This is a genomic window from Chryseobacterium pyrolae (assembly GCF_025153485.1).
Lineage (GTDB): Bacteria > Bacteroidota > Bacteroidia > Flavobacteriales > Weeksellaceae > Chryseobacterium > Chryseobacterium antibioticum.
Genome location: NZ_JANZQH010000005.1, coordinates 149250 through 173842, shown reverse-complemented (window position 1 = coordinate 173842; position 24593 = coordinate 149250). Strand labels below are relative to the sequence as shown.

The window sequence follows — 24593 nt, the reverse complement described above, 5'->3', positions numbered from 1 at the left end:
GCAAAGGTCCTTTTTTTGTAGCTTTAATATATGGAACTGTATTTTAAACTTAAAACACTTCAGCTAAAAGAAACTTTCTCAATCGCTTATGGAAATTATGACAAAAGGGAAGCGCTGATTGTAGAACTGTCTTATAGCAACAGTAAAGGGTATGGCGAATGTGTTGCCATAGATTATTATCAGATCAATCTCAAGGATTTTATCATCAGGTTAAAAGAAATTCAGCCGGTACTTGAAAAACAGGGTATCATGCATCCAACAGAATTTTTCCGTTTTCTTTCGGGGCTTGATCTGCATCCGTTTTTACTGTCTGCTTTAGATTGTGCCTATTGGGATCTGTTCGGAAAACTGGAAAGCAAAAGTTTTGTAGAATTGAATACGATTCCTTCTGAGAACTTAGTAGAAAGTTCTATTACCATTTCGGTAGCAGATGTTGAAGATCAGATCAGAAAAATAGAAAACAGCAAGTGGAACAGGTTCAAAGTAAAATGCAAAGGACTGAATAAAGATCATATTGAAAAACTGCTGAAGTTAGACCATACTATTGCCTTAGACTCCAATGCTAGCTTCACAGATCAGGACTGCCTCTGGCTTCAGGAAAATAAAGATATCAGTCGGTTTTCTTATCTGGAACAGCCAAGACCCGTTGGGAATTACAGCACGCTCAATAAAGCAAGTTTTGCAAACTGGATGGCAGATGAGGATTGTCAAAACCTCAGTTCTCTGGAAGAACTGCTACCTTACTATAAAAGTGTCAACATCAAACTGATGAAATGTGGAGGACTGACTCCAGCTTTAGAAATGATCAGGAAAGCAAAAGAATTAGGCTATAAGATCATGATAGGCTGTATGACAGAATCTACCGTTGGAATTTCGGCAGGCTGTGTACTGGCAGGATTGGCAGATTTTGTCGATCTGGATGGAGCCAACCTGATCTCCAATGATCAGGCTTCCGGAAATTTCGTGGAAAACGGGAAAATAATCCTATCCGGAAAACCAGGATTGGGAATAGTTCTAAAATAAGCCATAAAGGAGTTATGAATGATAAGTAGTTATAAGTTTTGTACATCTATACTCTCAATCTCTCACTCACTCCAACTCTAAAATACTATTTCTTATTCACAGAAATCAGATAATCATAAACCATCTGGTGCTGTTCATTATTTAATTTAGCCTTCGGAGCCATTCTGCTTAAAGTTTTGATCCATCCCTGATCATCATGCTTGGCAGGATCAGGTAGTTTATGGCATCGGGAACATGAATTTTCAAAAATAGTTTTCCCTTGAACCAGCTGTTCAGACGCGGTATACTTCGGTCCGGTCACAGCTGTACTTTTAGGGCCGCACGATACCATCAATACAGTACATGCTCCCATACCTAAGATTGTTTTTTTCATACCCATATTTTGATTTGGTGATTATTTCTTCACAGAAACAATGTAATCGTACACCCACTGATGCTGCTCGTCTGTCAATTTCGCTTTTGGAGCCATTGAATTCATGATTCCTACCCATTGTACAGACGTGTGTGCTGTAGGATCCGGTAGTTTATGGCATCTTCCGCAGGCATTTTCAAAGATTGTTTTTCCCTGTGCTATTTGTTCTGCAGTAGAAACAGCGGGTCCCATAGGGGCGGCTGTAGAAGCCTTTGGTGTACAAGATGCCAGTAAAATACAGGTAAATAGTGCAGCAGCGGATATTTTTTTCATGTTTCTCAATTTTGATTCCTAACAAATGTAGGAATTTCCCTCTCCCGTTGATGAAACGACTGCTAGTTTTAATTTAGAAGAAATAAAATTAATGGCCGTTTGTATGGGAGTTTGAAGGTTATTTTTATACTTTTGAATCAATGAAATTTTCTACAGAAGAACTCATCGAAGGAATACGGTCAGGAAATAAACGTCTGACTGCAAAAGCTATTACATTAGTTGAAAGCAAAAAAGCCGAGCACAGAGCCCAGGCTGAAGAACTTCTGAAAGAAATCATGCCTTTTACAGGAAACTCCATCAGAGTAGGAATTACCGGAGTACCGGGTGCCGGAAAATCTACATTTATTGAAAATTTCGGAAGATTGGTCATTGCTAACGGAAAAAAAGTAGCCGTTCTGGCTATTGACCCAAGTTCCTCCATCAACAAAGGAAGTATTTTGGGGGATAAAACAAGAATGGAAGAGCTTGCCAAAGAAGAAAATGCCTTTATACGCCCTTCCCCAAGTTCCGGATTTCTTGGAGGGGTAGCCAATACCACCTTTGAAACCATGATGATCTGCGAAGCGGCAGGATATGATTATATTTTGATCGAAACTGTAGGTGTTGGCCAGTCAGAAGTTTTGGTAGCCGATATTACCGATGTATTTCTATTCCTGAAGATCATTGGTGGGGGAGACGAGCTGCAGGGCATCAAGCGTGGGATTATGGAGATGGTGGATGTTATTTTTATCAATAAAGTAGATAAGGATAACCTTCAGAAGGCAAAAAATACAAGATTGGAATTGAAACGGGCCCTGGACTTTATTCCTCCCAAAGAGAAAGGCTGGAAAATTCCTGTATTATTAGGTTCTGCTCTTTATAATGAAGGTCTGGATGAGGTTTATACAAAAATCTATGAATTCATAGATCTAAAAAAGAAAAGCGACCGCTTTAAAGAAGTTCGCACCCAACAGGCCGAAAAACGCTTTGAATATTGGGTTCAGGAATATATTCTGGCCATGATGAAAAGAAGCAGTTCTGTAGAAGAGGCTTATGTACAGCACAAAAAAAATGCTTCAGAAATGGTTTCTAATCCCAGCACTGAAGCAAAAATATTTGTTGAAAATTTTTTATCTAAAGACTAAAGTTTTTCCTGCGGTTTCTCTGTTTCTTCATTTTTTGAAACAGTACCGTCATAGGTAATTGGCTGTCTGTCGTTACTTCTCATAGAAACGAATGCTTTACCGTTTTTAAATACTTCTATCGTAATTTCGTCAACGTTTCTTACATCCACAGGTTTGATCTTTAAAGTCCAGTTTCCCTTTTTATTTTGAGATTTGTTTACTGTGAAATCTTTCGAAGTAAAACGGTAGCTGTTATTTGCGGTATTATAAGAAGCATTGTATAATCTTCCAAAGTAAGGGAGAGTAACTTCTAAATTATTTTTCTTAAGAACAATAGTGTAACTTAGTCCATCCAGCTGAAGCATTCTTGTGGAAGGAGCATTTTGAATAGACCCCATCACATTAATCACCTCATAGTTCATAGGATTGGCCCGTTGGGCATAAAAAGTAAATTCCTCAGAATCTACCAGTGTGTCTACTGTTTTGGAATCCAATGAACCCTGTGAAGAGCAGCTCTGAAAGAAAAAAAGAAAACCAAAAATAAATATAAGTGAGATATACTTTTTCATAACCGTAATAATTGTTAAATTTAAATAGCAAAATGTATGCAAATATATCCCTTCTCAACCATTTTGGAACAAAAATTGTAAATGTTGAATTATTAACACTCGAAATATGAAATTTACACATCTATTAGGAATAGGAGCAGTTGCCTTGTCAACTGTAGCTTGTACTACAAATCCGATTACGGGCAGGTCTTCATTACAGATCGCCAATAACTCGGAAATACTGACTATGTCTTCCCAGGAATATAAAACAACATTGTCTAAATCTAAGATTATCTCCGGAACTGCAGATGCCAAAAGAGTATCGAGTGTAGGGAGCAGAATAAAAAGCGCTGCAGAAAGATACTATCAGAGCATAGGAAGATCAGCAGATCTTGCCAATTACAACTGGGAGTTTAATCTTCTGCAAAGCAATGAATTGAATGCCTGGTGTATGCCTGGCGGAAAAGTGGCAGTATACACAGGAATTCTTCCTGTCACGAAAAATGATAATGGTCTTGCAGTAGTTATGGGACACGAAGTTTCACATGCTTTGGCAGGGCATGGAAATGAAAGAATTTCTCAGGCAATGGTAGCACAGTATGGCGGTTCTATTTTGGGCGGAACCATTTCCAATTCACAATGGGCCGGTATTTTTGAAAAAGTGTATCCTATCGGGTCACAGGTGGCTTTATTGAAATACGGAAGAAATCAGGAATCAGAGGCAGATCAGATGGGACTGTACCTGATGTCTATGGCAGGATACGATCCGAGAGAAGCCATTCCTTTCTGGAATAGAATGGAAGGTGCCTCTTCAGGAGCAAAACAGCCGGAATTCCTGTCTACTCACCCAAATCCTGAGACCAGAATTTCAGACATCAATAGAAACCTTCCAAAAGCTTTGGAATATTATAAAGCGGCAGGAGGAAAGATATAATGATTTAACATTTTAATCTTATATAAAGCCTTATTGAATTTTATTAAATTGGGTAAGGCTTTTTAATCAACCACTAAACACAATATTTATGAAAAGTTTATCAATTACCGGACTTATACTGCTTGCGGTTTCAGCATTGCTTTTTTATCTGACCACTGATTTTACGGTAGGAGGAATTACCATCTCACATATGATGGGAATGATGGCCGGAGTAGGAATAGGCCTTATTATCGGCGGAATGGTAGGATATGTAAGCAAAGGAAGCGCCCTCAAGGCTGAAGAAAAAAGAAAAGAATTCAAACAACTGCAAAAAGATAAAGAAGAACTGGAAAAGCAGGCGGCAGAAATTGCCCAACGTGAAGCACAACTTCAGCAACAAAATCAAAACCCTCAAATTTAAAATTTGAGGGTTTCTTTATAGCTGTTATTTTCAAATTATTTAAATCTGTAGCCTACACCTACCAAAAACAGGTTAGGTCTGTTGTCGTATCTGATCTCTGAACCAGAAACCTTATTGATGAAGTTTCTTTCATCCTTACTGAATGAGCCTTCATATCGGGCATTAACGATCAGTTTTTTAATTTCAAGCTGCGCACCGAACTGATACCCTACTGTGAAATTATTTTTAACGTTTTCCTTGAAATCGTTGTAGGTATTTTCCTTACTCAAATTGTAGCTGGCCACTGGTCCTACAAAAACCCCAAGCATATCTCCTAAAACATTATGCCCCAGAAGAACAGGCATATCAAGACGGTTGCTTTTTACATCAAAAGTAGTATTCTCTGTAGTGAATTCATTTTTGAAATGTGTATAATATAATTCCGGCATTACATAGAATGAGCCCGGAAGTGCTACTTTTACTGATAGTCCAACATTGAAGCCTGCATTGTTTTTTCCTGTTCCTTCAATGGCTTCATTCACTGTTCCTTTAATATTTTTCCATGAAGGAGAGCCTGTCGGGAAGATTAAGTTAGCTTTTCCTGCCAGTGAGATCTGCGCAGAAGCGAACATTGAAAACCCGATTAATGCTATACTAAGTACCTTTTTCATTATCATCTATTTTATGGATTGTATTTTCAATCGTTTTATTATTTTCAAGTAAATATTCTCTCAGTTCTTTAAACAGTTCCGAAGAATAAACGAAGTCAATAAGATTTTTATTGCCCGCAGTGATCAGAATGTCTTTATTTCCTTCCCATTCTTTGATCCCTAATCTCAGGTATACAATTTTCTGCCCAATCGTCATCACAGAATTCATATCATGAGTATTGATGATGGTTGTTGTATTGTATTCCTGGGTAATCTCCACAAGAAGATCATCAATGATATTCGACGTATAAGGATCAAGACCGGAATTCGGTTCATCACAGAACAGATACTTCGGATTGTTCACAATGGCTCTTGCAATGGCGACACGCTTCTGCATTCCTCCGGAAATCTCCGATGGGAATTTTCTGCCTGCTTTATCAAGATGCACCCTGCCTATTACGTCAAAGACCCTTTTCTTTTTTTCTCTGAAAGTAAGATTTGTAAACATATCCAGCGGAAACATGATATTCTCTTCCACGGTAAGCGAATCAAAAAGTGCACTGCCCTGGAATACCGTTCCAATCTCCGACCGAAGGTGCTGTTTTTGATCTCTGGTCATCGTATTGACATCACGGCCATCAAAAAGGATCTCTCCTGATGAAGGCTGGTAAACATTCAGCAGGCTTTTCAGGAAAACTGTTTTCCCCGAGCCACTCTGCCCGATGATCAAATTCACCTTTCCTTTGTCAAAGGAAGTCGAAATTCCCTTAAGCACTTCAACATTGTCAAAACTCTTCTTAAGATCTTTTACCTCAATCATTAGCTTAATATTAATTGGGTTAAAATTAATTCAGAAATGATAATAAATACCATGGTCCATACTACTGCCTGCGTACTGGCTCTACCTACTTCCAGCGATCCTCCTTTTACATTATAACCGAAATAAGAAGGAACTGTAGCAATAATAAAAGCGAATACAGTAGTTTTTACAAATGCATAGTACACGAATAAGTTCGGCATAAACATCTGAATACCTGTGATATAGTCGTTTTCAGTCCAGTTTCCGGTCAGCATACCTGCCAGATGTCCACCCCCAATACCAAATACGATACTGATGGCGATAAGGAGAGGATTGAAAATAACACAGGCGAAAATTTTAGGCAAAATCAGGAAATTGGGAGAATTCACCCCCATAATGTCCAATGCGTCGATCTGTTCAGAAACCCTCATGGTTCCTATACTTGATGCAATATAAGATCCTACTTTACCCGCCAGAATAAGGCTGATGATGGTGGGAGAAAACTCCAGAACCAAAACTGCCTTTGTAGCATATCCCACGAATGAAGGCGGGATTGGAAAAGAGGAAGAAGCAAAGTTGTTGAACATCTGGATAGCGACTACCGCTCCCACAAATATAGAAGTGAAGATCACAAGCCCAAAAGAATTGACGCCGAGATCATTAATTTCTCTCATGAACAGCTTCCAAAAAACCCTCATTTTCTGGGGTTTCTGCAAGGATTTACCTAGAAGGATAATGTATTCTCCTACTGCTGTGAAAAACTTTTTTAACATGCTGCTAAATTAGACTTTTTTTATTTAATTAAAGTTAAGGCTCAGGGTAATACCTGAGGTTTATTTAACCTTAGAAGCAAATATGATTCCTCAATCTTAATCTTAACCTTTTGTTTGATTTATTTTGCGTTTTTATCGCCACCGATCACCAATAAGACTGTCTTTAAAATAATGACCAGATCCAGAACAAAACTCCAGTTTCTTACATAGAACGTGTCTGCAAGGATCCTTTTTTTCATTTCTACTTCCACATCTCCGTAATCTCCACGCAATCCACTTACCTGAGCAAGGCCAGTGATACCCGGGGATACCATGCTTCTTAAGCTATATCTTCCGATCTTTGGTTTGTAATAATTGTCCACAGACAGCATATGTGGGCGTGGACCTACGATAGACATTTCTCCTTTCAGGACATTAATAAACTGAGGAAGCTCATCAAGACTTGTTTTTCTAAGGAATTTCCCGATTTTTGTGATCCTTGAATCATTCTCTTCCGTAGTTTTTGTAGCAGATTCGTCATTGACGACCATGGTTCTGAATTTTAGGCAGGAAAATACTTCTTCATGGAAGCCGTACCTCTTTTGTACAAAAAAAACAGGGCCTTTGGACGTTGCTTTTATTAGAATCGCAATCACCGGAAAGAGCCATGAGCAAAGTAAAACTAAAATCGTAACTGAAAAAGCGATGTCAAAAATCCTTTTAACCAGAAAATTGGAATAATAGTCCAAAGGATATTTTGCCTGGCTTAGGATCGGCTGTGTCTGAATATACCCAAGATCATACAGGAAAAAATCACTCTGTGTAATGCTGGGAATCAATGAGACGTGAACCTTATTGTCCTCCGCCAGTTTGAAGATTTCTGTTTCTATCCCCTCACTGAATGTATTTTCTGTAGATAAAAACAGGGTGTGAATTCCATTTTTTTTCCAAAAAGCAACCAGATCATTGGGACTTATATCAGAGCTTTCGTAATCAAAAGTTTTATATCCGTAATCTTTTCTGTCTTTAAATATATTCTTTAAAATCTCAGTAGAACCGGTCTCGCCCAGAAACATGACATTTCTATAATTAATCCCCAGCGACCGGAAGTATTTTATGGTAAAATAAATAACTGATTTTGCCAGAAAAATAAAGAAAAAAAGATAAAATGAAAGCCAGTAAATATCCGAATTGAAAAATACATTCTTACTAACCTTTCCTATAAGCATGACTCCCAATATAAAAAATATGAAGTGAATCAGAAGGCGTTCCAAAAACAAAGTATAGGTAAGATTTCTCTGGATATTATAAATTTTTGTCCTGCCGCTAAGCAGCATCCAGAACAAAAAGAGTAATATCAGGGAAAAAATATTCTGATACCAGGTTTCTTCGTGATACCGCAAGCTTTCATTTCTGCTGATAAAAAAGAAAATGAAGATAAATGCAATAACCATAAGGTCAAGCAAAATAATGATCGATTTCAGGTATCTAGAGTATCGAATTCTCTGCATCTATCGGTGTTTATAACGGATACGAAGAGCTAAGGTACGTATTTTTTACGGTATATTCAGGTATTTATGAGTCTGAACCGAAGCCTGCCATTCCGGGTGGGCCAAAATAAAATCGGTAATCTTTGGATACATCTCATCACGCTTGCTCCATTCGCTTTGCATATACAGCTTACAGTTTTCTGAAACCTTTGCTGCCTGCTCCTGTGCAAATGTAAAGTCGTGTTGATTGAATATGATCACTTTAAGTTCACTGGCTTTCTCATAGATCTCTTCTTTCGGAAGTCCTGTTTTCTTAGGTGAAAGGGTGATCCAGTCGATCTGTCCGCTTAGCGGATAGGCACCAGATGTTTCAATATGAATGGTACATCCCAGTTCCTTTAATTTGGAGGTCAGGATATCCAGATTCCACATCAGCGGTTCTCCACCGGTCAGGACAATCGTTTTACAGTGTTTTGCTGCCGTTTCGGCAATTTCCTCTGCATTCATCAGCGGATGGAGGTTAGGATCCCAGCTTTCTTTTACGTCACACCAGTGACACCCAACATCGCAGCCTCCCAATCTTATAAAATAGGATGCTTTTCCGGTGTGGGCTCCTTCTCCCTGTAAAGTGTAAAAATGCTCCATTACGGGGAGCATTTTACCTTCTTTTAATAAAATATCTTCTTCTTTATTCATTTTAAAATTAGTCGTTATAGACCGAAGTTTTGTATGCGATGATGGTGTTCTTCATCAGCATGGCTCTAGTCATTGGGCCTACTCCTCCAGGTACGGGTGTGATCCAGCTTGCTTTGGCTGCACAGCTGTCAAAATCTACATCACCTGCAAGGTAGTATCCTTTTGGAGAGTCATCATCTACTCTTGTAATACCTACATCTACGATTACTGCGCCATCTTTGATCATATTTCCTTTTAAGAAATGAGGATCGCCCAAAGCGGTAATAACAATGTCCGCTTTTCTTGTATATTCTTCGATGTCTTTCGTGTAAGAGTGTGTTAAAGTCACGGTAGAGTTCCCCGGGAAATCTTTTCTTCCCATCAGGATGCTCATCGGTCTTCCTACGATCTTGCTTCTTCCGATGATGACACAGTCTTTCCCTTTAGTTTCAATATTATATCTTTCCAATAAGGTCAGAATCCCGAAAGGAGTAGCAGGAAGGAATGTATCCATTTCCAACGCCATTTTCCCGAAATTTTCAGGATGGAAACCATCTACATCTTTTCTTGGATCAATAGCCAGAATGATCTTTTCCTGATCGATCTGATCTGGTAAAGGAAGCTGTACGATGAAACCGTCAACCGCCTTAGATTTATTCAGCTCGTCGATCTTTTCCAATAATTCAGACTCAGAAACGGTGCTTGGGAATTTGACAAGCGTAGAACGGAATCCTACTTCCTCACAGTCTTTTACCTTACTGTTTACATACGCCTTGCTCGCTCCGTTGTTTCCTACAAGAATGGCTACCAGATGTGGTGCTCTTTTCTTGCTTTCAAGGATCTTTTCCACTTCAACCTTGATCTCCGCTTTTATTTCTTTGGATACTTTCAGTCCGTCAAGAATTTCTGCCATTTTTACTTTTTTTACTTTTATTTAGATTTTATTGAATACAACAATATCCTGAAATTCATCCGCACTTTCCTTATCTACATTAGTTCTCCAGAACCCTTCTTTTACTGTGGTCACTTTTAAACCGGCTTCTGCAGCCATTTGGTTCAGTAAAGGGATACTTACCGCAATATTAGCTGCGGTCACTTTATCATCCATCAGTCTGTAGCCTTCATATTGATGTGGAAATGGCATGGTGCCAAATTCTGTTTTAGAATCATCATACAGAAAGAAAGTGGCTAAACACTGTCCGCTGCTGTTTAAAACACGACTGATCTCATTCAGATATCTTTTGATCTCGGGAATCTGCATATGCGTGAAAACCGAGAATAGGAATACTTTGTCAAATTCTGCATCATGATAAGGGAATGTAAAACTCTCTGCTTTTTGGCTGAAAGTATTATAAAGGTCATTGTAAATAGGGGTAAACTTGAATTTAAAATTCGGATGTTTCTGACTGATATTTTTGTTGCACCAGTTGATTCCTTTTTCTACAGCATCAAAGCCGTCATAAGTTCCTTTATCGATGATTCCTGTAAGTGCTACGGCGGTTCTTCCGATTCCGCATCCCACATCCAGGACGTGATCTGTATTTTGTAAGCCGATATATTTTTTAAGGGCATTTACCTGACGTATCCCGTGAGGAATAAAGTCGCTGCCCCCCACATAAATATCACCTTTCTTAGGTTCATTCTTGGATCTTTTTCCGGTAAGGCCATCATAGAGATCTATTGGGAAATAATAGATCTTTCTTCCCAAGAGCCTAAGGCTGGGAGGAAGTTTATAATAATATGATCGTAATGCAGACATCTGCTATTTATTTCCTTTATAATAATTGATCAATCCATTGGTAGAGCTGTCATGAGAACTTACTGCCTCATTGTTTTCAAGCTCGGGAAGGATCTTGTTGGCTAAAACTTTTCCTAATTCTACACCGAACTGGTCGAAGCTGAAAATATTCCAGATAACACCCTGAACAAAGATTTTATGTTCATACATCGCAATTAACTGTCCTAATGAAAAAGGAGTTAACTCGTTGAATAGTATAGAGTTGGTAGGTGTGTTTCCGTGGAAGACTTTGTAGTTCAGCAATCTGTCGATCTCCTCATCAGATTTTCCTTCGTTTCTTAATTCCTGTTCTACTTCCTCTTCCGATTTTCCAAAGGCAAGTGCTTCAGTTTGAGCAAAAAAGTTAGCTAAAAGTTTCGGCTGGTGATCAGAAACTGCGTTGCTGCTTTTTACATAAGCAATAAAATCTGCAGGAATAAGTTCAGTTCCCTGATGGATAAGCTGGTAGAAAGCATGCTGCCCGTTGGTTCCCGGTTCACCCCAAATAATTGGTCCCGTTTCATATTCTACAAATTCTCCGTTTCTGTCAACACATTTTCCATTACTTTCCATATCTCCCTGCTGAAGATAAGCGGCAAACCTGTCCAGATATTGAGAATAAGGAAGAATTGCATAGGTTGTTGCAGCATAGAAATTACGGTACCAGATCCCTAAAAGCCCCATCAATACCGGAACGTTTTCTGAGAAATCAGCCGTCTGGAAATGTTGATCCGTATCGGACGCTCCTTTCAGAAGCTGTTCAAAATTATCATATCCTACTGCCAGAACGATGCTTAGACCGATAGCGCTCCACAGAGAATATCTTCCACCTACCCAATCCCAGAACTCAAAAATATTTTCTTCTGCAATGCCGAAGTTTTTAACTGCCTCAACGTTAGTAGATAAAGCTACGAAATGCTTGGCCACATCTTCTCCTTTTCCGGCTTTCAGGAACCAGTCTTTCGCTGAGTTGGCATTGGTCATCGTTTCCTGAGTCGTAAAAGTCTTGGAAGCGATAATGAACAATGTGGTCTCGGGATTCAGTTTTTTAACGGTTTCTGCAATATGATTGCCATCAACGTTTGAAACGAAATGAACGTTTAATCTTGTTTTAAAATGTTTTAAAGCAGAACAAACCATCACTGGGCCAAGATCTGAACCTCCGATTCCGATATTCACGATATCCGTAATTTCTTTTCCACTGAAGCCTTTGTGTTCCCCCGAAATAATTTTTTCGGAGAAAGCTTTCATATGGTCAAGAATTCTTCTGATCTGAGGTTTGATATTTTCTCCGTCTACGATGATCTCTTTATCTGAAAAATCCCTTAAAGCGGTATGCAATACGGCTCTTCCTTCTGTTTCATTGATCTTGTCTCCGGAAAACATTTTGGAAATAGCATCTTTCAGCTGACATTCTTCTGCTAATTGCAGCAAAAGCTCCCTGGTTCTTGCGTCGATCAGGTTTTTAGAATAATCAAAAAGAAAATTATCTTTCTGCAAAGAAAATTCTTTGAAACGCTCAGGATTGTACTGGAAAAGACTTCTTAAGTCAAAGTCGTTACCTGCAAAATGTTCGTCAAGAGCTTTCCAGCTGGTGGTTTGTATAGGATTTATTTTTGATAGCATATTTTAGGAATTATATAGATTCAGAAATGAAAGGTTGGATCAGATGTTTAAAATCCATATCATTTTATTTCTGATGTGCAAATTTAAGGAAAAATAAAACCTCAGATAAATTTGAGCATGATAAATAACAATTTTTTAAAAAACAAACCTCAGATCAAGTCTGAGGTTCATCGTTATTGTTTGTGAAAGATGGATAAGAAAATTATTCCTCCATTTCGTTCAGAATATTTTCAAGACGCTTGGCGTTTCTTCCATAGATGTATTTGGTCCATAAAACAATGCCGGTTACAATGGCTATAGTTCCGATGAGAACGATCATAATCAAAGCCTGCTGATAGGAATCGGCGAAATTTCCTAAAGACTTGCCTTTTTTCTCGAATATATTATAGAATTCAAGTCCTAATGCGATCATGAAATGGGGTAGAAGCAGGAATCCGAATGACTGATAGCGCTCCATGTTCAGTTTCAATTCATGGTATATTTTCCAGAGGCTGTTTTTGGTATTTCCGCTATACAGCTCGGTTTGCTTATAAAATTTATAGAATCCGAAAAAGTAATAGGAAGATATGACGACAAGCATGGCGTAGGATGTATAATAAATGATGTACTGAGAGGGCGGAAAATCCAATTGCTGTGGAAAGAAGGCAATAAGAATGATGGCAATGACCTGCATAGGAAATTCTGCTTTCATGCTTTTCTGGATCTTTTCAATGGGATGCTTGCTTTTCTTTAACTGTTCTATGGTGTTGGGAATATAGACGCTGCTACCGTCTTCATTATTCCACTGTTCTTTTAATTGATCAAAATTCATAGCCTGATTTTTTTATGATTTGCTGTATTTTTTCTTTGGTTCTGTTTAGTTTTACACGGGCATTTACTTCGCTCAGCCCTAGGTTTTCCCCAATCTCTTTGTGGGACATTCCTTCCATGAAATAAAAGATAATGGCTTTTTCAAGAGCCTTAAGTTCCTGGACCGCACTGTAAAAAACTTCCATCTGTTTGTCCTTTGCGGGATTGTAGTCTTCATTTTGTACTTCAAAATGGTGGGGTACATCGGTTTGATTACTTGTGCGCTGTTTTTCTTTTTTTAAATAAGTAATAGCGGTATTGATGGCCACACGGTACATCCACGTTGAAAATTCACTGTTACCCTTGAAGTTCTGGTAAGATTTCCACAGCTGAATAAGAATTTCCTGCTGCAGGTCTTCCCGGTCTTCCACAGAATCCGCATAGATGCGGGAGGCCTTATATAGAATGCCTTTGTGCTGGTTGACGAGCTTTAAAAAAGCGGTTTCAGTTTGACTGCTCACGATGATTTCATGGTTTGATTATACATTAAAGACTTGATACGGGTTTTACGGTGTATCCTTTCGATCTTAAAAGATGGATCACTCCGTTTTCACCCATAAGATGAGCGCCTCCAACGGCAAAGAAAGCACTTTCTTTTTTCATCATTTCCGGCATTTTTTCTACCCAGTTTTTATTTCTGTCCGTAAGCATGGCTTTTTCCTGCCCGGCATTCATTATTTTATCATTTTTAAAAAGGGTGTAAACGGACTGTAGATCTTCTTTTTTAAATGCGGTTATCATTTTTTTTAACAGAATTTCGTATTCTTTTCCCATTTTCAACTGTCCGATCACCGCTTTCAAGTCATAAGCTTTATTAATGGAGGTCATCTGGTCTTCTACTTTTTCAAGCCCGGAGACTTTCTTTTTATTTTTAAGGGCATTTTGAAGAAGTTCTATTTCATATAATTTTATTTCAGTCTGTGGGCATGGTAAGGCTTTCATTGAAATCAGCGCGTACAGTGCCTGTGAGCTGGAATTGTCCATCTTTTTTAAATCTGTTCCGTAATCTGCTAAGACCTTATCCAGTTCCTTAGCTTCTTCAGGAGTAAGCTGATCGGATAGTTTTTTGTCCGTCTGATACATTTTCTGCATAGCCGCCATTTCAGTTGGATCCGTATAATTGATCTCCATTACAAAATGATTAGATTTTTCAAGAGCTTTCAATACTTTCGGTTTAATCTCAAAATCCTGACTGCACATGATATGGAACGTTCCTGCTATATAAGAGGGTTGTGTAAGTCCATTTCCGGAAACCTCCCAAAGTGTACTGTTTTCTGTGTCCTTGCTCTGAGCTTTTGCAGTCATAAAGGTTACCGATAATAATGTTGCGAACCCAAGTTGTATTAAATTTTTCATATGATTAAGTTTTTGATTATTTATTCTTTTAAACAGTTGGTAAGGGTAGTATAATAATCGTTACAGTTTTTTTGAAAAAAATAAAAAAACCTCCTGAACAGGAGGTTTGAAAAATCTAAAATTATGATGATAACCAATGGGTTAGGATTGCTTTTTGTTATTCTGTAATTTTTGTAGTTTGCAGTTTTGTCAGCTTTCTTTTTCTTAAAAAGTATATGACTACAGCTAAGATTAATAATAAAGGCCATACTGTGATAAGTCCTACGGCAATTTTTTGGATCAGATAAAACCCTTCTACAAAGGCATTTTTAGCATCATATATAAAATTGAATTTATATTTATTATCAATGTTACGGGTATTGGTAACGGCTATTTCAGCGATGCGAAGTTTAGGTTCTTTAATATAAATATCTATCGTGCTGTATTTGATGTTGTCTGTAGTGTCCATGCTGGCGAGCTGCTGCAGATTTCCTTCCGCCATATTATCATTGTCAAGTTCTACTTTGTCTTTATTGGCTTTCAGCTGATCGATATTTTCGCCTGTTTTTTTAACTCTTTTACCCTCCATTTCCGCGTATTTGATGTTTGATGTTACATCTTCGGCATTGATCGTTCTGGAATTCAGGAAAAGCTTTTTATCATTGATGAGCACAAGAAGCTCACCCAGTTTTTCTGTCGGAACACGCACCTGCATGGTATTTTCCGTCTGGTATTTTTTGATCAGCATGGCATCATCGGTGGAAGTATTGTAAGTGTCCTCGGAAATTACATTGCTTTGAAGATTGCTGTGGGTAACGAAGCCTCCCAAATCCTGCACTGTTTTTTCAATAGAAACCGTTGCTTCATAGACGTCCTTAACTTCCATATTGACATCAGCTGTTTTAATAAACTGTTTGTCCTTTATTTTCATTGTTGCTACAGACGAAACACTGTCTGAAACAATGGCCGTTGCAGAGTCTGTATTAGCATAGGCTTCGAGATCAGTTGAGGCCACTTCTCCTTTTTTACATGAATAGATTCCTAATAAAAGAACTGCTGACAGGGATAATTGAATGTAAGTCGTTTTCATAGCGTTGATTTTTTTTGTGGGTTTTCTTAGATCAAAGTTCTGTCAGGATCGTTTGTAATATTTGAAAATCCGTCGCAAAAAAATTGTAAAGAAATATTTGTGTTTTAATGGGTTGTAAATGAGTGTTTTGTAAAATAGATTGCAATGGGATGGCTTGTTTTCGGAGCAGTTTTTGCTTCACTTTTACAAATCAATCCCACAAAACATTACTATGTCAAATACTTTTTCCAAAATCAGAAACGCAATAGAATTATTCAGATCCATAGATTTTGACGAGTTGAGTACTATTTCTCAAAAAGTCGATCTCCCTAAACTGATGCAGAACTTTTCCCAACTGGATGATAAACAACTGAACGGAATGATGAAAATGCTTGATCCTGATCAGAAAAAACGTGAGCTTCCCCCGATCGATGGTGATTTTTATGATATCTACCACACACTGACTCCTGAGCAACGTGAGATTCAGCTTAAGGTAAGAGCGTTCATGGAAAAAGAAGTAAAACCTTTGGTGAATCATTATTGGCTGAGAGATGATTTTCCTTTTGAACTCATTCCTAAATTTCAGAAACTGAATATTTGTGGGGTCACCTATGAAGGATATGGCTGTCCGGGAATGCCCTTTCTGATGGAAGGGGTGATTGCTATGGAAATGGCGAGAATAGATGCTTCTATTGCTACATTTTTCGGAGTTCAGTCGGGCTTGGCAATGGGATCTATTTATATCTGTGGATCAGAAGAACAGAAACAAAAATGGCTTCCCCAGATGCAAAAGTTTGAAAAAATAGGGGCTTTCGGTCTTACAGAGCCAGAAGTGGGGTCCGGGGCAGCAGGCGGTCTTACCGTCACCTGTAAAAAAACAGAAGAAGGCTGGATTCTTAACGGTCAGAAAAAATGGATCGGAAATGCAACATTTGCTGACTTAATCATTATCTGGGCAAGAGATATGGATAGTGGAGAAGTGAAAGGTTTTATTGTCGAAAAAGATAATCTGGGCTATTCTGTTGAGAAAATCAAAGGGAAAATGGCTTTAAGGATTGTTCAGAATGGTTTGATCACTTTAAAAGACTGTCTGGTAACCGAAGAAAACCGGTTGCAACATGCCAATTCATTCAAAGATACCGGAAAAGTATTGCGTATGACCAGAGCTGGAGTGGCCTGGATGGCTACGGGTTGTGCGAGAGGGGCATATGAAAGTGCACTACAATATACCAGAACAAGAGAGCAGTTCGGTAAACCCATCGCCTCATTCCAGATGATCCAGGGACATTTGGTAGAAATGCTTTCCAATCTTACGGCCATGCAGACAATGGTTTTCAGACTGTCTGAAATGCAGGATGAAGGAATTTTAAAAGATGAACATGCTTCGCTGGCCAAGGTTTTTTGTACTTTAAGAACAAGAGATATTGTTTCCAGAGCCAGAGAAGTGTTGGGAGGAAATGGTATTCTTCTTGAGTATGATGTTGCCAGGTTTGTGGCAGATGCTGAAGCTATCTATTCTTACGAAGGAACGAAAGAGATCAATTCACTTATCGTAGGAAGATCTATTACCGGATTTAGTGCATTTGTATAATAAAAGATGGCAGGTAGCAGATGATAGGTTGCAGGTTAATGCGCGCTTTGTTACTTGCCACCTGCTACCTATTACTATAACCTTTTAACCAATCAAAGCTTTATATTTCTCCCGGTCATCAATAATTGCCCAGATATTAATGAGGAACATTACTCCAGCGGTGATAATTCCCATTTGGGTTGGGTCTCTGTATATATTATGAATTACGATTCCTACCATGACAGGAAGGAGGATAATGGCGCCCAAAGCTTTGGTTTTCTGGAAGATAAATAGGACTCCGCCAACAATTTCTACGATTCCCACTAATGGCAGTAACCAGCCGATTTCACCGAATGCAGCAAAGATTTTTATCTGCTCATCGGACATTTTAGGCATGGGTGAATAATGGAAAAATTTGTTCAGACCGGCATGAATAAACATCAATGCAAATATGAACGAAAGGATAAATTTTACGATTTTCATGATTGTTGATTTTATATCAAATGTAAAACAAAAATGGTATTCGTTTATTTATTTTAAATAAAACTTGAGAATATTTATTATTTTATCTAGTATCACATATGATTTTTTAATTTGATTTGATATATTTGTTGAACAAATCAAACTAAACAATAGTATTATGCTGAAAAATCTTCAAAAATTAGATCGCGAAAATTAAAAAAAATTAATGGGGGAGGTAAAACGCCTATCTGTGATATAGGTCCGGAAGGCTGTTCATGTAAAATACCACCGGGAGACCCTTGTTTAGGAGGTTCAGGCGGTGGAGGTGGTTCGGATTTAGGATATTATTCTGATAGCCATGCGTATATTCCATGTAATCAGACTTGTCCTAACGGGATGGATCCGTTATATGCATTGTAAAAATTACCTATAGGCTGTCTCAAGTGAGGCAGCTTTTTTTATAAGTGATAATCGATGAATGATGACTCATCATCAGTCCATTTCCTTCAGAGTAATGTTTTTAGAGATCTTGTAGGTCTTTTTCTTTTTATTAGGCTTTTCTTCCTCTCCAAGCAGCTTACCCCAAGGTTTCAAGCCATCTACTCTTTCGAAGATGATTTTAATGATGGCAATAGCCGGGATGCAGAGAAACATTCCCGCGATTCCCCAAAGATGTTCACCCAAAATAATTCCGATAAAGGAAAATAAAGCGTTGATCTTCACTTTTGAACCCACTACAAATGGAAGCACAATGTTCCCGTCAACGACATGAATGGCAATATACCCAATGGCTACATAAATACAGGTAGAGGGCGTACCTGTGGCAAAGGCAATGAAACATGAGATCAAAAGGGAAATGCAGATTCCCAGATAAGGAATCACATTGAGTAAGCCTGTCAAAACGGCAAGAAGTATCGCATACTTTACTCCCAGAACTGTAAGAACGATTGAACAAAGAATGGAAACGATAAGAACCTGTAGGCAGAGTCCGAAAATATATTTCTTCGTCATTACTCTGATCTCGTTTACAACTTCCTGTACGCTGGTTTTATGTCTTTCGTTAAAAACGGTTACAATGAAATTATTAAGAATTCTTCTGTAATTTAAAATGAAGATAAAAAACAGGGTGAAGAAAACAATAAAGCCGAAACCGCTGGAAAATATTCCAAAAGTAAAGCCTAAGATGACACCGGAAGAAGAAAGTAATTTATTTAATCCCTGATTAATGTAATCAAGCTGTTCATCTATTTTTACGTTGAATGTTTTTGAGATCCAGTGCTGAAGATTATTAAAAACAGTGGTCATCTGATCCCTGAGATGGGGCAGATCTTTGCTGAAATCGGAAAGCTGTGATCCAAAAAAATAAATGATTCCGGATAAAATGGCGAGCATAACGAAGACCGAAGTCATCGTCGATATAGATCTTGGAAACCTTAGCCTTCTTTCCATGAAAGTCGCAGCAGGAAGAAAGAGCATAGCCATTAAAAAAGCCAAAAAGAAAGGAGCTAAAATACTCTGTCCAAGTGTCAACAGGTAGCCTAGACCAATGATGGAAATAACGACAAGCGTGAGCTTAACAAGAAACGGGAGTCTAAGGAAATTCATAATTTTTCAAATCTGTCGGATAAAAATAAGAAAACACAACTAATTAATCGGGTCTTTTGGTTTAATTAACATAATTCTTTTTGAATCAGAAGATGTAGGAATAGCGCCGTGTGGTATGTATTTCTTTAAAATAACCTCACGGAGATTTCTCAGATTACACAGATTTATTATACTGAAGAAAATCTAAGATTTTCATAAACTTAAGTGCTATTCCTATGTGTAATATATTTAGCTTAAAATCACGTAAGTGTTAAAACTTTTGCATCTTTTGTAGTGAATTTTAATAACAAAAAACGCACCCCAGACAAAATCTGAGACGCGTTTCCTTATTGAGAGTTGATATGTTTTGAATTATTTTTCGATCGCCACATCAATCACCTCTTCCATTCTGTTCACATAATGGACAGTCAGGTTTTTAAGATAATCTTTTTTAATCTCTTCCACATCCTTTCTGTTCGCTTCACAGAGAATTACTTCTTTAATTCCTGCTCTTGTGGCGGCAAGTAGTTTTTCTTTGATTCCGCCTACAGGAAGTACTTTTCCTCTTAACGTTATCTCTCCCGTCATCGCAAGGTGAGGTCTTACTTTCTTGTTTTTGAATGAAGAAACCATTGACGTCAGCATTGCAATACCCGCAGACGGCCCGTCTTTCGGTGTTGCTCCTTCCGGAACGTGAACGTGGATGTTTTTCTTATCCAGATCTTCCTGAGCTATTCCAAGATCGTCATGTCTGGCTTTGATATATTCCAAAGCAATAGTGGCGGACTCCTTCATGACCGTACCTAAGTTCCCGGTCATGGTAAGGCTTCCTTTTCCATTGCTTAAAATGCTTTCAATATATAAAATATCTCCCCCTACACTTGTCCAGGCCAAACCTGTTACAACACCAGGTACACCCGTGATCTCAGACAAACTTTTAGGTCTTGGAACCCCAAGAATTTCGTCTACTTTCTCAATAGTGATCTTTGGATCGTATTTTTTTACTAATGCAGTCTGAAGAGCAACCCATCTTGCAATAGCAGCAATTCTTTTTTCTAAAGTTCTCACCCCACTTTCCGAAGTGTGTGCTTCAATGATATGCTTAAGCTCAGGATTTCCAAGTTTGAATGATTTCGCATCCAATCCATTTTCTTCCTGTTGTTTTTTAATTAAATGTCTTTTGGCGATCTCCGTCTTTTCTTCCATCGTATATCCGGCAATCTGAATGATCTCCGTTCTGTCTAAAAGCGGTGTCTGAATCGTGGAAAGTGAATTGGCAGTTGCGATAAACATCACTTTAGACAAGTCATAACCCATTTCTAAGAAATTATCATAGAACGCTTTATTCTGTTCAGGGTCGAGAACCTCTAAAAGGGCAGAGCTTGGATCACCATGAAGGCCCTGAGCGATTTTATCAATTTCATCAAGGACAATCACCGGGTTAGAAGTACCGGATTTTTTGATCGTCTGCAGGATTCTTCCCGCCATGGCTCCAATATATGTTTTTCTGTGTCCACGGATCTCACTTTCGTCATGAAGTCCACCCAGAGATAATCGTACATATTTTCTTCCCAAAGCATCAGCAACAGATTTTCCTAAAGAAGTTTTTCCTACTCCTGGAGGCCCTACAAGCAATAGAATAGGGGATTTCATGTTGTTTTTTAATTTTAAAACAGCCATGTGTTCCAGAATCCTTTTCTTAATATCTTCAAGTCCGAAATGAGCCTTGTCTAAGATCTTCTCAGCTTTAGCAATATCAAAAACATCTTTTGTGTAAGTCTCCCACGGAAGATCCGTAAAGAAATCAAGATAATTTCTCTGAACGTTATAGTCCGGAGAATTCGGGTTCTGCCGCTGCAGTCTGTTGATCTCCTTCTGGAAATGATCTTCCACTTCCTGGTTCCATTTTTTTCTGCTTGCTTTATCGATGAGTTCTTCCACATCACTTTCCGGACCGCCTCCCAGTTCGTCCTGGATGGTTCTGATCTGCTGGTTCAGAAAATATTCTCTCTGCTGCTTATCAAGGTCTTTTGATGTTTTCTGATGGATCTGATTTCTTAATTCCAGCTTTCTGAAATCCTCGTGCATCATCTCATAGCACTTGTTAGCCCTTTCTACCAGACTCTTTTCTTCAAGAAGTTTCTGTTTTTCTAGAGATGGGAAATTGGAGTTGGTACAGATGAAATTCAGCAGATCATCATTATTATTGATATTCTTAATCGCGAAATTAGCCGCGTTGGGAATATTCGGGTCCAGTTCAATGATCTTTAAAGCAAGATCTTTTATATTTTCAAGAAGAGCATCATACTCTTCCTTATTTTTTGGACGTGTATCTTTTAGTTTTGTGATTTCCGCTTTAAAATAAGGCCGGCTTTCTACGATCTTTTTGATCTTAAATCTGTGGAAACCTTTTGTAATAGCTGTAATATTACCTTCAGGAAGTTTGATGATTTTGATGATCTTCGCCAGTGTTCCGGTCTGGTACATATCTTTCTCGGCAGGCTGCTCCAACTCTGAATTTTTCTGGCTGACGATTCCAATGAAATCACCATTTTTCTGAGCTTCTTCCAAAAGCTGTATCGATGTTTTTCTTCCTGCAGTAATAGGAATTACTACGTTCGGAAACATAACCATATTTCTTACCGGAAGTATAGGGAATATTTTTTGTTCGGAATTTTTATCAGTCTCCGAAAAGTCTGAAAGATTGATCTCTTCGGCTACAATGTCAAACCCATCGCTGATCATTTCCTCTAAACTAATATCTTCAAATTCTGTCATAGTTAATCAAATGACAAATTGTCATCTTCGTTTTAAATCGTTAAAATGATATTTTACAATATGCGCTGAAAACGTGCAGCGTACTATAGTTCTCTATATTGCACAATACCTATGCCATTTGTTTTTTGCTAAAAAATATGGTCAAAATTTCCTTTTTTCAACAATCTTTCATTTTAAAAATTAAAATAAAGGACTTCTGCTTCTCTAATTTCTTAAAAATGTGTATTTTCGCAAACTGATAAAAAACTATAATATATAAAATGGCAATTTTAGGACAGATTAGGAGTAAGCCTTGGCTTTTGATGGGAGTGATAGCATTGGCGCTTTTAGCGTTTCTGGTAAACCCTGAGAGCATCGACAAGGTTTTTGGGAAAAATCCTGACGTTTTAGGAAAAGTAAACGGTGAGAAAGTCACCCGCGAAGAGTTCAACGATCAGCTTTTCGTACTGCAGCAACAGGCTGAACAACAAGGCCGTCCAAAAACGGGACTTGAAGAGCAGGCTTGGCAGTTACTTGTACAATCTAAACTTATCAAGCAACAGTTTGAGAAGTTGGGCTTTGAGATGACTGACGACTATTTCTGGAATCAGATCCAGTATGATCAGATGTTTGCCCAACAAAAGCAGTTCTTTGATGAGAAAGGTAATTTTAAAACTCAAGAACTTAAAAAAGAAATTGAAACGTTAAAAAACACCAATCCGGAAGGTTACAACCAATGGTTGAAAACCAGAAAAACCGTTGAGTACAGACTCATGGCGAGACAGGTGTTTACTAATATTTCAGCGGGTATTACTACTGGTAAGAAAGAAGCTGAAGAGCTTATGAAGCAGAGAGACCAGTTAGCAGACATCGATTTTGTAAAGATTGATTATGCTGCATACCTTCAGAAAACGAAGATCAACGTTACTACGGCAGACCTTGATAACTATATCAAGCAACACCCTGTAATGTTTAAAGCCGAACCTAGCAGAAATATTGGAATTGTATATTTCCCTTCTACACCTAGCCCTGCAGATGATGCAGCTACTCAGAAGGAAATCAATAAACTTTTCTCTGGAGGTACAGATGCAAGTGGAGGAACTGAAAACTTCCAGAATACAAAGAATGACTCCATGTTTGTAATGGCCAATTCTGATATGCCTTATAACAATCAGTATGCAAAGCCGAACCAATTGCCTCAGGCTATTCAGGGACAGATTGCATCTGCCGCTATCGGACAGACTTTCGGACCTTACAAGGAGCAGAATTTCTATGTAGTTTCAAAGCTTTTGGATAAAAAGACTTCTGACTCTACCTTGTCAAGACACATCCTGATCGCTTTCAAAGGAAGCCCGGCAGGAGAAGGTGTGACAAGATCTAAGGAACAGGCTAAGAAACTGGCAGACTCTATCGGAGCTATTGTGAAAGCAAGCCCTGCTAAATTTACAGAGTTTATCAAACTTTCTAATGACCCAAGTTCTGCTGCACAAGGAGGAAGCTTAGGATGGACAACTCCTGAAACGCCTTTCGTTCCGGAATTCCTTACCTATCTAGCCAATAATCCTAAAGGAGCTACTGGTGTTGTGGAAACACAGTTCGGATACCATATCATCAATATTGAAGATAAAAAAGCAGGGTCAATGAGCTATAAAGTAGCTAACCTTGTAAAAGAAGTGAAGTCTTCAGATGCTACAGAAGCAGAATCTGATAAAAAAGCAAGAAGATTTATTCAGCAGGTTCAAGGGAAATCTTTCAACGATTTCGTGAATATTGCTAAAAAAGGAAACTATCAGTTCTCCAATCCTAAAGCAGCCAAAAGATTTGACGGACAGCTTCAGGGACTTGGTACAGATAAAGATGGAGAGATCTTAGCTTGGGCTTTCGATAAGAAAAGAACAAAAGGAGATACAGAATTCTTTACCGTAGAAGGAACAGGTGATAAAATTATAGCCTATCTTAACGGGAAGCAGGATGCAGGTCTTGCAGATGCTGAATCTGTAAGAGACCAGATCGAAGTGATCGTTAAAAACAAATTAGCGGCAAAACAGATTACTGATAAAATTGCTGGAGCTAAAGCTTCTAATTTAGATCAGATCGCTAAACTGTTTGCTTCAACAAAGCAGTCTGCTCAGGTGAATATGCTTAACCCTTCAGTAGCCGGTTCTATGGAGCCTAAGGTTGCTGGTGCAGCTTTCGGTGTTGCGAAAGGTAAACTTTCAAATGCTATCGAAGGTGGAACAGGAGTTTATGTATTGATCAAAAAATCAGAAACAATAAACAAACAGCCGGGCGACCTTAAGCAGTTTACTGAATCTATTACGCAGAGAGGAGCACAGATGTTCGGACAGGCTTGGATGAAGAGTCTTCAGGATAATGCAGATATCAAAGATTACAGAATTGAGATCTGGAACAAGGTTGGAAACCAACAACAGTAAGAAATTAATTTTTACAGATATAAATAAAAGCGGCAGATTTTTCTGCCGCTTTTTTGTATTTAACGCAGAACAATAAAGAAAAAGATTAATT

Annotated in this window: 24 protein-coding genes; 6 read left to right on the top strand and 18 right to left on the bottom strand. The window is 38.3% G+C overall.

The window, feature by feature from the left end:
- Positions 1–30: 30 nt before the first annotated feature.
- Positions 31–1023 carry an enolase C-terminal domain-like protein gene (locus NZD88_RS12310; protein WP_259829495.1) on the top strand — a complete coding sequence of 331 codons (993 nt, stop codon included), beginning with the start codon at positions 31–33 and terminating at the stop codon, positions 1021–1023.
- 85 nt (positions 1024–1108) lie between these two features.
- Here the strand turns inward: NZD88_RS12310 and NZD88_RS12305 are convergent, their stop codons facing one another.
- Both NZD88_RS12305 and NZD88_RS12300 read right to left on the bottom strand, forming a co-directional pair.
- On the bottom strand, positions 1109–1396 hold the full coding sequence (locus NZD88_RS12305) for a c-type cytochrome (RefSeq protein WP_259829493.1): 288 nt from the start codon (positions 1394–1396) through the stop codon (positions 1109–1111).
- Positions 1397–1417: 21 nt separating this feature from the next.
- Positions 1418–1708 (bottom strand): c-type cytochrome, encoded by a 291-nt coding sequence (locus NZD88_RS12300; RefSeq protein ID WP_169234173.1) that lies wholly within the window; start codon positions 1706–1708, stop codon positions 1418–1420.
- A 140-nt stretch (positions 1709–1848) separates the two neighbouring features.
- On the opposite strand from NZD88_RS12300, the gene meaB reads away from it, so the two are divergent.
- Complete coding sequence (gene meaB / locus NZD88_RS12295) at positions 1849–2832, top strand: methylmalonyl Co-A mutase-associated GTPase MeaB (RefSeq protein WP_259829487.1); 984 nt, start codon at positions 1849–1851, stop codon at positions 2830–2832.
- Here the strand turns inward: meaB and NZD88_RS12290 are convergent.
- Positions 2829–3380 carry a DUF4251 domain-containing protein gene (locus NZD88_RS12290; RefSeq protein WP_259829486.1) on the bottom strand — a complete coding sequence of 184 codons (552 nt, stop codon included), beginning with the start codon at positions 3378–3380 and terminating at the stop codon, positions 2829–2831. The genes meaB and NZD88_RS12290 overlap by 4 nt on opposite strands.
- A 106-nt stretch (positions 3381–3486) precedes the next feature.
- Here NZD88_RS12290 and NZD88_RS12285 point away from each other — a divergent pair, with 106 nt between their 5' ends.
- Complete coding sequence (locus tag NZD88_RS12285; protein WP_259829485.1) at positions 3487–4293, top strand: M48 family metallopeptidase; 807 nt, start codon at positions 3487–3489, stop codon at positions 4291–4293.
- Between the two features lie 88 nt (positions 4294–4381).
- A complete protein-coding gene (locus NZD88_RS12280; RefSeq protein ID WP_259829478.1) occupies positions 4382–4693 on the top strand; it encodes a hypothetical protein in 312 nt (103 codons plus the stop codon).
- Positions 4694–4728: 35 nt separating this feature from the next.
- On the opposite strand, the gene NZD88_RS12275 is transcribed toward NZD88_RS12280, so the two are convergent.
- The 12 genes from NZD88_RS12275 to NZD88_RS12220 all read right to left on the bottom strand — a co-directional run bounded on the left by NZD88_RS12275 (position 4729) and on the right by NZD88_RS12220 (position 15715).
- Positions 4729–5343 (bottom strand): porin family protein, encoded by a 615-nt coding sequence (locus NZD88_RS12275; RefSeq protein ID WP_259829476.1) that lies wholly within the window; start codon positions 5341–5343, stop codon positions 4729–4731.
- Positions 5327–6142 carry an ABC transporter ATP-binding protein gene (locus NZD88_RS12270; RefSeq protein ID WP_259829474.1) on the bottom strand — a complete coding sequence of 272 codons (816 nt, stop codon included), beginning with the start codon at positions 6140–6142 and terminating at the stop codon, positions 5327–5329. The genes NZD88_RS12275 and NZD88_RS12270 overlap by 17 nt, the downstream gene beginning before the upstream one ends.
- Complete coding sequence (locus tag NZD88_RS12265) at positions 6142–6894, bottom strand: MlaE family ABC transporter permease (RefSeq protein WP_259829472.1); 753 nt, start codon at positions 6892–6894, stop codon at positions 6142–6144. Before NZD88_RS12265 ends, NZD88_RS12270 begins: the two co-directional genes overlap by 1 nt.
- 119 nt (positions 6895–7013) lie before the next feature.
- A complete protein-coding gene (locus NZD88_RS12260) occupies positions 7014–8384 on the bottom strand; it encodes an exopolysaccharide biosynthesis polyprenyl glycosylphosphotransferase (RefSeq protein WP_259829470.1) in 1371 nt (456 codons plus the stop codon).
- Positions 8385–8429: 45 nt separating this feature from the next.
- The gene (locus tag NZD88_RS12255; RefSeq protein ID WP_073328950.1) at positions 8430–9059 is read right to left on the bottom strand and encodes a 7-carboxy-7-deazaguanine synthase QueE; all 630 of its coding nucleotides are present in this window, start codon (positions 9057–9059) and stop codon (positions 8430–8432) included.
- Between the two features lie 7 nt (positions 9060–9066).
- A complete protein-coding gene (locus tag NZD88_RS12250; protein WP_259829464.1) occupies positions 9067–9951 on the bottom strand; it encodes a bifunctional 5,10-methylenetetrahydrofolate dehydrogenase/5,10-methenyltetrahydrofolate cyclohydrolase in 885 nt (294 codons plus the stop codon).
- Between the two features lie 21 nt (positions 9952–9972).
- The gene (locus tag NZD88_RS12245; RefSeq protein WP_259829463.1) at positions 9973–10797 is read right to left on the bottom strand and encodes a class I SAM-dependent methyltransferase; all 825 of its coding nucleotides are present in this window, start codon (positions 10795–10797) and stop codon (positions 9973–9975) included.
- A 3-nt stretch (positions 10798–10800) separates the two neighbouring features.
- The gene (gene pgi / locus NZD88_RS12240; protein WP_259829462.1) at positions 10801–12441 is read right to left on the bottom strand and encodes a glucose-6-phosphate isomerase; all 1641 of its coding nucleotides are present in this window, start codon (positions 12439–12441) and stop codon (positions 10801–10803) included.
- Between the two features lie 202 nt (positions 12442–12643).
- Positions 12644–13252 (bottom strand): hypothetical protein, encoded by a 609-nt coding sequence (locus NZD88_RS12235; RefSeq protein WP_259829461.1) that lies wholly within the window; start codon positions 13250–13252, stop codon positions 12644–12646.
- Positions 13242–13751, bottom strand: a complete 510-nt coding sequence (locus NZD88_RS12230) for an RNA polymerase sigma factor (RefSeq protein ID WP_259829460.1) — start codon at positions 13749–13751, stop codon at positions 13242–13244. The genes NZD88_RS12235 and NZD88_RS12230 overlap by 11 nt, the downstream gene beginning before the upstream one ends.
- A 25-nt stretch (positions 13752–13776) precedes the next feature.
- On the bottom strand, positions 13777–14646 hold the full coding sequence (locus tag NZD88_RS12225; RefSeq protein WP_259829458.1) for a TraB/GumN family protein: 870 nt from the start codon (positions 14644–14646) through the stop codon (positions 13777–13779).
- 157 nt (positions 14647–14803) lie between these two features.
- Positions 14804–15715 carry a DUF4349 domain-containing protein gene (locus NZD88_RS12220; RefSeq protein ID WP_259829456.1) on the bottom strand — a complete coding sequence of 304 codons (912 nt, stop codon included), beginning with the start codon at positions 15713–15715 and terminating at the stop codon, positions 14804–14806.
- 211 nt (positions 15716–15926) lie between these two features.
- Between NZD88_RS12220 and NZD88_RS12215 the strand changes: the two genes are divergently transcribed.
- Complete coding sequence (locus NZD88_RS12215) at positions 15927–17285, top strand: acyl-CoA dehydrogenase family protein (RefSeq protein ID WP_259829454.1); 1359 nt, start codon at positions 15927–15929, stop codon at positions 17283–17285.
- Between the two features lie 84 nt (positions 17286–17369).
- Here the strand turns inward: NZD88_RS12215 and NZD88_RS12210 are convergent, their stop codons facing one another.
- The 3 genes from NZD88_RS12210 to lon all read right to left on the bottom strand — a co-directional run bounded on the left by NZD88_RS12210 (position 17370) and on the right by lon (position 22088).
- Entirely contained in the window at positions 17370–17747 is a 378-nt protein-coding gene (locus NZD88_RS12210) for a DoxX family protein (RefSeq protein WP_259829452.1), read from the bottom strand.
- Between the two features lie 471 nt (positions 17748–18218).
- The gene (locus NZD88_RS12205) at positions 18219–19331 is read right to left on the bottom strand and encodes an AI-2E family transporter (protein WP_259829451.1); all 1113 of its coding nucleotides are present in this window, start codon (positions 19329–19331) and stop codon (positions 18219–18221) included.
- Between the two features lie 351 nt (positions 19332–19682).
- Positions 19683–22088, bottom strand: a complete 2406-nt coding sequence (gene lon, locus NZD88_RS12200; protein WP_259829449.1) for an endopeptidase La — start codon at positions 22086–22088, stop codon at positions 19683–19685.
- Between the two features lie 260 nt (positions 22089–22348).
- On the opposite strand from lon, the gene NZD88_RS12195 reads away from it, so the two are divergent.
- A complete protein-coding gene (locus tag NZD88_RS12195) occupies positions 22349–24502 on the top strand; it encodes a peptidylprolyl isomerase (protein WP_259829447.1) in 2154 nt (717 codons plus the stop codon).
- Positions 24503–24593 lie beyond the last annotated feature (91 nt).

Coding starts and splice junctions, on each gene's coding strand:
- NZD88_RS12310 (WP_259829495.1), top strand. CDS start 31: ATGGAACTGTATTTTAAACTTAAAACACTTCAGCTAAAAGAAACTTTC.
- NZD88_RS12305 (WP_259829493.1), bottom strand. CDS start 1,396: ATGAAAAAAACAATCTTAGGTATGGGAGCATGTACTGTATTGATGGTA.
- NZD88_RS12300 (WP_169234173.1), bottom strand. CDS start 1,708: ATGAAAAAAATATCCGCTGCTGCACTATTTACCTGTATTTTACTGGCA.
- meaB (WP_259829487.1), top strand. CDS start 1,849: ATGAAATTTTCTACAGAAGAACTCATCGAAGGAATACGGTCAGGAAAT.
- NZD88_RS12290 (WP_259829486.1), bottom strand. CDS start 3,380: ATGAAAAAGTATATCTCACTTATATTTATTTTTGGTTTTCTTTTTTTC.
- NZD88_RS12285 (WP_259829485.1), top strand. CDS start 3,487: ATGAAATTTACACATCTATTAGGAATAGGAGCAGTTGCCTTGTCAACT.
- NZD88_RS12280 (WP_259829478.1), top strand. CDS start 4,382: ATGAAAAGTTTATCAATTACCGGACTTATACTGCTTGCGGTTTCAGCA.
- NZD88_RS12275 (WP_259829476.1), bottom strand. CDS start 5,343: ATGAAAAAGGTACTTAGTATAGCATTAATCGGGTTTTCAATGTTCGCT.
- NZD88_RS12270 (WP_259829474.1), bottom strand. CDS start 6,142: ATGATTGAGGTAAAAGATCTTAAGAAGAGTTTTGACAATGTTGAAGTG.
- NZD88_RS12265 (WP_259829472.1), bottom strand. CDS start 6,894: ATGTTAAAAAAGTTTTTCACAGCAGTAGGAGAATACATTATCCTTCTA.
- NZD88_RS12260 (WP_259829470.1), bottom strand. CDS start 8,384: ATGCAGAGAATTCGATACTCTAGATACCTGAAATCGATCATTATTTTG.
- NZD88_RS12255 (WP_073328950.1), bottom strand. CDS start 9,059: ATGAATAAAGAAGAAGATATTTTATTAAAAGAAGGTAAAATGCTCCCC.
- NZD88_RS12250 (WP_259829464.1), bottom strand. CDS start 9,951: ATGGCAGAAATTCTTGACGGACTGAAAGTATCCAAAGAAATAAAAGCG.
- NZD88_RS12245 (WP_259829463.1), bottom strand. CDS start 10,797: ATGTCTGCATTACGATCATATTATTATAAACTTCCTCCCAGCCTTAGG.
- pgi (WP_259829462.1), bottom strand. CDS start 12,441: ATGCTATCAAAAATAAATCCTATACAAACCACCAGCTGGAAAGCTCTT.
- NZD88_RS12235 (WP_259829461.1), bottom strand. CDS start 13,252: ATGAATTTTGATCAATTAAAAGAACAGTGGAATAATGAAGACGGTAGC.
- NZD88_RS12225 (WP_259829458.1), bottom strand. CDS start 14,646: ATGAAAAATTTAATACAACTTGGGTTCGCAACATTATTATCGGTAACC.
- NZD88_RS12220 (WP_259829456.1), bottom strand. CDS start 15,715: ATGAAAACGACTTACATTCAATTATCCCTGTCAGCAGTTCTTTTATTA.
- NZD88_RS12215 (WP_259829454.1), top strand. CDS start 15,927: ATGTCAAATACTTTTTCCAAAATCAGAAACGCAATAGAATTATTCAGA.
- NZD88_RS12210 (WP_259829452.1), bottom strand. CDS start 17,747: ATGAAAATCGTAAAATTTATCCTTTCGTTCATATTTGCATTGATGTTT.
- NZD88_RS12205 (WP_259829451.1), bottom strand. CDS start 19,331: ATGAATTTCCTTAGACTCCCGTTTCTTGTTAAGCTCACGCTTGTCGTT.
- lon (WP_259829449.1), bottom strand. CDS start 22,088: ATGACAGAATTTGAAGATATTAGTTTAGAGGAAATGATCAGCGATGGG.
- NZD88_RS12195 (WP_259829447.1), top strand. CDS start 22,349: ATGGCAATTTTAGGACAGATTAGGAGTAAGCCTTGGCTTTTGATGGGA.